This window comes from Verrucomicrobiota bacterium, from assembly GCA_019247695.1.
Lineage (GTDB): Bacteria > Verrucomicrobiota > Verrucomicrobiia > Chthoniobacterales > JAFAMB01 > JAFBAP01.
On sequence record JAFBAP010000014.1, the window covers coordinates 21,343 to 28,535 of the forward strand.

Annotated in this window: 8 protein-coding genes; 2 read left to right on the forward strand and 6 right to left on the reverse strand. The window is 60.1% G+C overall.

Annotated elements, in window-relative coordinates; all coding sequences use genetic code 11:
- Positions 1–9: 9 nt before the first annotated feature.
- Positions 10–459 (reverse strand): response regulator, encoded by a 450-nt coding sequence (locus tag JO015_01300; GenBank protein MBV9997725.1) that lies wholly within the window; start codon positions 457–459, stop codon positions 10–12.
- Complete coding sequence (locus tag JO015_01305; GenBank protein ID MBV9997726.1) at positions 456–2,252, reverse strand: PAS domain S-box protein; 1,797 nt, start codon at positions 2,250–2,252, stop codon at positions 456–458. The genes JO015_01300 and JO015_01305 overlap by 4 nt, the downstream gene beginning before the upstream one ends.
- A gap of 213 nt (positions 2,253–2,465) precedes the next feature.
- Between JO015_01305 and dapF the strand changes: the two genes are divergently transcribed.
- A complete protein-coding gene (gene dapF / locus JO015_01310) occupies positions 2,466–3,317 on the forward strand; it encodes a diaminopimelate epimerase (protein MBV9997727.1) in 852 nt (283 codons plus the stop codon).
- 100 nt (positions 3,318–3,417) lie between these two features.
- On the opposite strand, the gene JO015_01315 is transcribed toward dapF, so the two are convergent.
- Both JO015_01315 and JO015_01320 read right to left on the reverse strand, forming a co-directional pair.
- Positions 3,418–3,843: a DMT family transporter gene (locus JO015_01315; GenBank protein MBV9997728.1), complete on the reverse strand. Its 426-nt coding sequence runs from the start codon at positions 3,841–3,843 to the stop codon at positions 3,418–3,420.
- 202 nt (positions 3,844–4,045) lie between these two features.
- Positions 4,046–4,210 (reverse strand): DUF1328 domain-containing protein, encoded by a 165-nt coding sequence (locus JO015_01320; protein MBV9997729.1) that lies wholly within the window; start codon positions 4,208–4,210, stop codon positions 4,046–4,048.
- A 186-nt stretch (positions 4,211–4,396) separates the two neighbouring features.
- On the opposite strand from JO015_01320, the gene JO015_01325 reads away from it, so the two are divergent.
- Positions 4,397–5,131 carry a haloacid dehalogenase type II gene (locus JO015_01325; GenBank protein MBV9997730.1) on the forward strand — a complete coding sequence of 245 codons (735 nt, stop codon included), beginning with the start codon at positions 4,397–4,399 and terminating at the stop codon, positions 5,129–5,131.
- A 307-nt stretch (positions 5,132–5,438) separates the two neighbouring features.
- Here the strand turns inward: JO015_01325 and xylA are convergent, their stop codons facing one another.
- Positions 5,439–6,755 (reverse strand): xylose isomerase, encoded by a 1,317-nt coding sequence (gene xylA / locus JO015_01330; protein ID MBV9997731.1) that lies wholly within the window; start codon positions 6,753–6,755, stop codon positions 5,439–5,441.
- A 289-nt stretch (positions 6,756–7,044) separates the two neighbouring features.
- Positions 7,045–7,193: carbohydrate ABC transporter permease (locus JO015_01335; protein MBV9997732.1), on the reverse strand; the 149-nt coding region annotated here is incomplete at its 5' end.

Genomic DNA, 7,193 nt, shown 5'->3' on the forward strand with positions numbered 1-7,193 from the left:
ACCGTTCACTCAGCTCAGCAGTGGCCCTTCGTTGACTGTCGCCCAGTACCGGCACAGGCTCTCGCCCAGCGTGGTGACCGCCTGCAGCCCGACCGGCTTTACCAAGTAGGAATTCGCCCCAAGTTCGTAGGCCCGCTGCACGTCCGCGTGTTGGCGGGAACCGGTCAGCACCGCCACCACCAGGCGGCACAATCCCGGCTGCTCCCGCAGCCACCTCAGCACCTCGAAGCCGTCCCGGCGCGGCAGTTTCAAGTCCAGTAACAGCAGATCCGGCAACGGGTACCGGTCCCGGTCCGCATACATCCCTTCGCCCGACAGGTACTGTACGATGGTGTCCCCGTCCTCAAACACGATCACGGGCCGTGAAAGGCCTGCCTGGCGCAACGACCGTTGGATGAGGAACGCATCGTCACGGTTATCTTCCACCAGGGCCACCAGATAATTCGAGAGTCTGTTCATACGACCTCAGGCGCCTTGCGCAATTCAATCCAGAAGTTGCTTCCGCGATTCACCTCCGACTCTACCCCGCAAGTCCCCCCCATTCGTTCAACCCCCTTTTTTACAATCGCCAGGCCAATTCCCGTCCCCGGGAACCGGTCCTGCCCGTGCAGCCGTTCGAAAACCTGGAAAATTCGTTCGAAAAACTCAGGGGCGATGCCGATGCCGCAATCCCGGATCGAAACGCGAACCAACCCGCCCATTTCTTCGGCCGTGATCACCACGACCGGAGGTTGGTTCAGAGTAAATTTCAAGGCATTGGAAATGAGGTTCTGAAGTACCTGGACCAACGTCGGCAGGTGCGCATACACGGATGGAAGCCGCTCGGGTATGATGATCCGGGCGGATCGTGCGCGGATTTCACTTTCCAGCTGCGTTGTGACTTCGTCCAGGGCGGCGGCCAACACCACCGGAACAAGCTTAAGGTTTGCCCGGCTTAATTGGCTGTAACTCAGGAGGTCCTCAAGGAGCGCCTCCATCCTTCGTGCCCCGGCTTCAACCCGCCGCAGGTACTCTTCTGCGTTAGCGTCCAGCTTGTCCTGGTAGTCTTCACGGAGCGCCTCCGCAAAACCCTGAATGGCGCGCAAGGGCGCCCGCAGGTCATGCGCCACGGTGTACGTGAATGCCTCGAGTTGCTGATTAACGTCTTTAAGTTCGGCAGTGCGTTCCTCGACCCGGTGTTCCAGGGTGACGAGCAGATCCTGCAGCTCTTGTTCGGCCTGTTTTCGCGAGGTGATGTCGATCAGTGCCGTAACAAAACCAACCGTGCCGGCTTCGCCGTCCTCAATGGGACGCACGCTCTCCAGAACCCAAACCTCGGTTCCGTCTCGCCGGACCAGGCACCGCTCTCTCCGGCCCACTTCAATGACGGTGGAACACCCCCTACCGCTGCCCGGTGTGCCGGGGAACCGGTTTGGGACCACTTGCCGCCGGTTCAAGCCGATCAAGTCGCCGGAGGCATAGCCCAGAATCTCGGCGAAACGGGCGTTGACCAGGGTAAACTTTCCGGTCTGATCAGTCTGCGCAAGGCCGGCCGAGCTCAGGTTGAAGACGGCTCGGAGCCGGCTTTCGCTGCTCCGCAACGACTCCACCACCGCCCTCAGCTGCCCTTCACTCTCCGCCAATTGCCGGCTCGCCCTCTCACGTCCCTCCAGGTGTTGTCTAACCGTCCGGTACAGGGCAACCACGAGCGCCAGGTTAAGGACCGTCGCGAGGCCAAACGTGGCATAGGTCCAGCGGACCGCCCGCCGGAATTCCCGGCGCGTCGCGGTCAGGTTCATTTGCTCGGCTGAAATAAGCCTCGCGGCAACCGCCCGCGCCTCATCCATGATCTGTTTTCCTCGGACCACCAGGGCCTGCCGTTCCTCCCTGGTCAGGTCCCGCGCCCGTTGCGTCCGGATGGTTCCCGCCAGAAAGTCCAGTTCATTGCGGATTGCCCCCTCGTACGCAACCGTCAGGTCGCGGTGCCGGGGCAGGACTTGCCGTGCTTCCTCCATCATCGCCGGCACCTCGACCTGCAGACTCTGTAAGGCGACCTGGTACGGCTCCAGGAACTCTTCTCGACCGCCCAGCATGTAGCCGCGTTGCCCCGTCTCAGCGTCCTTGAGGAAAGAAAGCGTGGTATTGATTTGCCGCAGAAACCTTGCCGAGTTCTGGATCAGCCACTGGGCTTCGACCAGGCGGCGCGCCGAGACAAACGAAATGACTCCGTCCAGCACCAGAACGAGGACGACCACGCCAAAGGCAAACTTCAAGGTTCGAGCCGGAGGCAAAACCACAGATCCCAATCTCACCGACAGCCCGGGGAAAAATCAAGTGGGTACACGGGCCGGACCCGGAATCGCCGGCCCGGGGCCCTGCCGTTCCCGCCCGCCTTCGGCGCGAGCGCACGCCGAAGGCGCCATCCGGCCGGCGCATGATTTTGGTTTTACACCCGGTGTCCCCATTTCTAAGTTCGCCTTTCCGATATGGCCGGTACCCCGTTACGACTGCATAAGTACCAAGCGTTAGGCAATGATTACCTCGTACTGCACGTGGGCGACGCGGCGCTGCTCGATGCCGTGCGGATCCGAAAGATCTGCCACCGCCATTTCGGGATCGGTTCCGACGGAATTCTCGTCCCCTCAATGGCTGCGGAAGGTGGCGGCTTCGGCCTGCGCATCCTCAACCCGGACGGTTCCGAAGCCGAAAAAAGCGGGAATGGGTTGCGAATCTTCGCCAAATACCTTTGGGACCAGCGCTCCGTGGCTGCCGAACCGTTCACCGTCCGGACGCTGGGAGGCTTGGTGCGCGCCCACGTACGCGATGGGGGCAGGAACATTTTCGTCGAGATGGGGCACGCCAGCTTCGACAGTGCAACAATCCCGGTCACCGGTCCACGCCGCGACGCCGTCAATGAACCGCTCATCGTGGGAGGGCAGGAGTTCCGCTATACGGCGGTGACGGTCGGCAACCCGCATTGCGTGATCCCCGTTGAGCAACTTAGCCCGGAGTTAGCAGTTAAATTCGGCCCTCAGATCGAAACTCACGCGAATTTCCCAAACCGGACCAATGTGCAATTTGCAAGAATCCTTCAGGCCCATAAACTCCAGATCGAAATCTGGGAACGCGGCGCCGGTTACACCCTGGCTTCGGGCAGCAGCAGTTGCGCGGCCGCTGCGGCTTGCGTCCGGCTGGGACTTTGCGCGACGCCCGTAACCGTTTCCATGCCCGGAGGACAACTCGAGATCACCGTCGATCCTGAATTCAACCTTACGATGCTGGGTCCGGCGGAGAAAATCGCCGAGATTGAGCTGGCAAAGGAGTTCCTGGAAGCCTAAAGACCCGCCGGCGGCAGCGCTCCGGCGCCTCGACGCCTGTACGGGTCACCGCCTTTGCACGCCGGCCGCGCTCAATTTCACGCCGGCCAACAGCCGCTCATCACTTTTTTTGGACCAGCAGGACGCCCACGAACACGAGGCTGACGCCCAGCACCCGCAGGGGGGTCGGCGTAATTCGCTGAACGCCAAACCAGCCGAATGAATCCACCAGCATGCTCCCCAGCATCTGGCCGAGGATCCCGGAGCAAATCACCACCGCGGTGCCGGCAATCGGGATGGACAGGATTGCCCCCAGCACAAACGTGATTCCCAGGGCGCCGCCGAAGTAGGCCCACCACGGAGCCGCCAGCAATCCCCGAAAACCTGCACCGAATCCCCCGAATTGGCCGGCGGCAGCGATCGTCAGCAAAATCAACGCGCCCGTTAAAAACGAGACGGCCGCGCTGAAGACCGGTGACTCAGTCGCCAGACGCAGGCGCAGGTTCACCGGTCCCTGCAATGAGACAAAAATTCCGGCGGCAATCATTACGATAATCGGGAGGCTTCGCATGGTGTGGAGATCAGCCTTGAACGAACCAGAAATCCAGCCGCTTAGCCAGCACGTCCGAGAAGTTCGGGCGTCCGGCGGGCACAGCGCCGCTCCTCGCCCAATATGTGCCCCCCAAAAAAACACCGGCGGAAGTGTTGCACTTCCGCCGGCATTCCAACCCAACCCTTAGCTCGAGCCGTTACAAAGATGATCGCCGGCCAAAGAAGAAGGACAGGATAAACAGTACGAGGAAAACAACAAACAACACGTGCGCAATCCACGCGGCTGTTCCGGCAAGGCCGCTGAACCCGAAGATGGCGGCGATGATGGCAATAACTAGAAAGATTATCGCGTAATGCAGCATTGATGCTCCTTATTTGGCTTCACCCTGCGATGAAGCGTTCGTTATAAATTGGACGGGTCATTTTCTAAATCATTCAAACCGAGCCCGTACGGCGGAGAGAGACCGCGCCCGCCGGCGACCTCCCCCTTGGCCAGAGGGACGTCGCCGCTTGGTAAAGCAAAAAACGCAATCTACCCTGCTCCAGACATGAACGAACCCCAGGTCATCGGCTTTGATATTTACGGTACCCTGGTCGACCCTCTCGCCGTCGCCGTCGCGCTCCGGCCATACGCGGGGGATCAGGCAGGCCGATTTGCCGAACTCTGGCGTGAAAAACAGATCGAATACGCCTTTCGCCGTGCCCTCATGCGCAACTATCAACCCTTCGACGTCTGCACCCGGGACGCCCTGGCCTGCAGCGCTCAGGCTTTGAACATCAACCTGGAAGACCGCGCCTTCCAGGACGTGCTGGGCTTCTACCAACGGCTGCCCGTTTTTGCCGATGCCGCCTTCGGACTCGAGGCTTTGCGCGCCGGCGGCCACCGGCTTTACGCCTTTTCAAACGGCAGCCGGCAAAGCATTGAATCACTCCTGGGAAATGGCAGTCTGCTCGCCCACTTTGACGGCATCGTCAGCGCTGATTCTGTCCATTCCTTCAAGCCTGATCCCGCCGTCTACCTGCACTTTTTCCGAACCGTGAATGGCCGGCCCGGCCGCGTGTGGCTGGTCTCCGCTAATCCCTGGGACGTCATTGGCGCCAAGTCGGCCGGTTTACGGGCGGCTTGGCTTAACCGCGGCGGCACGAAAATCTTCGACCCTTGGGGCATGGCGCCGGACGTCACCCTCGCGACGCTGGGCGAGCTCGCTGCTTTTCTGGCCCATGAAAACGGAAGGCACGTTCAGACCGGGGCACCCCTGGCGCAGGACGGCACTCCCACCTGACGCGGCCGGCGGACCTTTGCAGTTGTTGGAAAAGCGAAGGTTGAGAACGAACCGGAGGTTAAAGCGCGCTGTTAGTAACCGTGCATCTAACTCCCATGGCCGCCCGGCAACAAATAAAAAGTCTGTTTGAATTTCTATACGATTGTTTTGAAGCCTTCCACCCTTGATGGCCCGCGGCGGGAGGATCCATCGGCTTCCGGTACGGGCGGCTCCGAACGGCATGAAGGAAACAAAGGAAGGGCCGGAACGCTTGCGCTGTCCCGGCCCCCTTTTATGCCCTCCAAGAGGCTCCTGCCGTAGCCGCCGGTCAGCGGATCAGCTCATTCACGATATTCTCGAATAATTCCTGGCGCCCGCTCGTGTGCTGGACGGGGTCGGGGTGGCCCAGCGCATATTTTTCGAGTGAATTGAAATCCTCTCTGCCCGCTTCGATAGAGGCGCCGATGCCGTCATCCCAGGATGAATACCTCTGCTTCCGCATGTCAGCCAGGCGGCCGTCGGCTCGAATCGCGGATGCAATCTTCAAGCCGCGCGCGAAGGCATCCATGCCGCCGATGTGCGCATAGAAAAGATCAACCGGTTCGAAACTTTCGCGCCGAACTTTGGCGTCAAAGTTCAGGCCGCCCGTCGTGAATCCGCCCACCTTTAGGACGACGAGCATCACCTCCGTCGTGAGATAAATGCTGCTCGGGAATTGGTCGGTGTCCCAGCCGATCAATTCGTCACCGGTGTTGGCGTCGATGGATCCAAGGGCCCCGGCCGCGGCGGCAACTTCGCATTCATGAGCCATCGAGTGGCCGGCCAGGGTGGCATGATTCGTTTCCAGGTTGAGCTTGAAATGTTCCAGCAAGCCGTATTCGCGCAGGAAATTCAGGCAGGCGGCCGCATCAGAGTCATACTGGTGTTTGGTGGGTTCCCTCGGCTTTGGCTCGATGTAAAACGGTCCCTGGAAACCGATCGATTTTTTGTAATCGACGGCCATGTGAAAGAATTTCGCCAAGTGGTCCAGTTCCCGCTTCATATCGGTGTTCCAGAGACTTGCATACCCTTCGCGGCCTCCCCAGAAGACATACCCTTCGGCACCCAGCTCGCGGGCCACCGCAAGCGCCTTTTTCACCTGCGCGGCTGCATGGACAAAGACGTCGGCATTCGGGCTCGTGGCCGCCCCGTGCAGAAATCGGGGATTGGTAAAGAGGTTGGCCGTGGCCCAGAGTAGTTTGATGCCTGTGCGTTGCTGCTCTTCTTTGAGCACTTTAGCCACGGCGTCGAGATTGCGGTTTGATTCCGCGAGGCTGGCACCTTCCGGCGCCACATCCCGATCGTGAAAGGCGTAAAAGGGCGCGCCCAGCTTCTCCATAAATTCAAATGCCACGCGCGCGCGATCGCATGCGTTCTCGACCGAGTTTGAGCCGTCATCCCATGGGCGGATGGCGGTTCCGACGCCGAACGGGTCGCTCAAACCGGCACGGAAGGTATGCCAGTACGCCACCGAAAAGCGGAGATGGTCGGCCATCGTTTTGCCCTCGATGACTTCGGTGGGGTTATAATGTTTGAACGCCAGGGGGTTTTTGGAGGTCGGTCCTTCGTAAGGGATCTTGCTGATGTCAGGAAATGCGGGGCTCATAGGTCTATAACGGCGCACTGCTAAATTGGTGGGGGTTAACTCCCGGAATCGTGAGGGGGACATGCACCCATGCCCTGGCTATGAACGTATTGAACGGGTTGGTTTCTGTCCAGGCTCCGAAACAGGTTTAAATCGTGGTAAATCGTTCCAGGGCTCATATCCCGGCGTCTTGTTTCGAGCCGCCCGGAGCAGCGCGTGCCGCCTTAAATTCCGAATCGGTGGTGCTGTCGTTACGCGTGCTGGTTGGTTCTTAAAAAAGTTTTTACTCCAAATTTTACGGGTGCCCCCCTTACCCCTTGACGGCGCCGGAGGTCAGGCCGGCGATGATGTGCTTCTGGGCCAGCAGGTAAAAGAACACCGCCGGCGCCAGCGTCAGGCTCACAAAGGCCAGCACCTTGCCCCAATCGGTCCCGTACTGGCCCTGGTACTGCATGATCC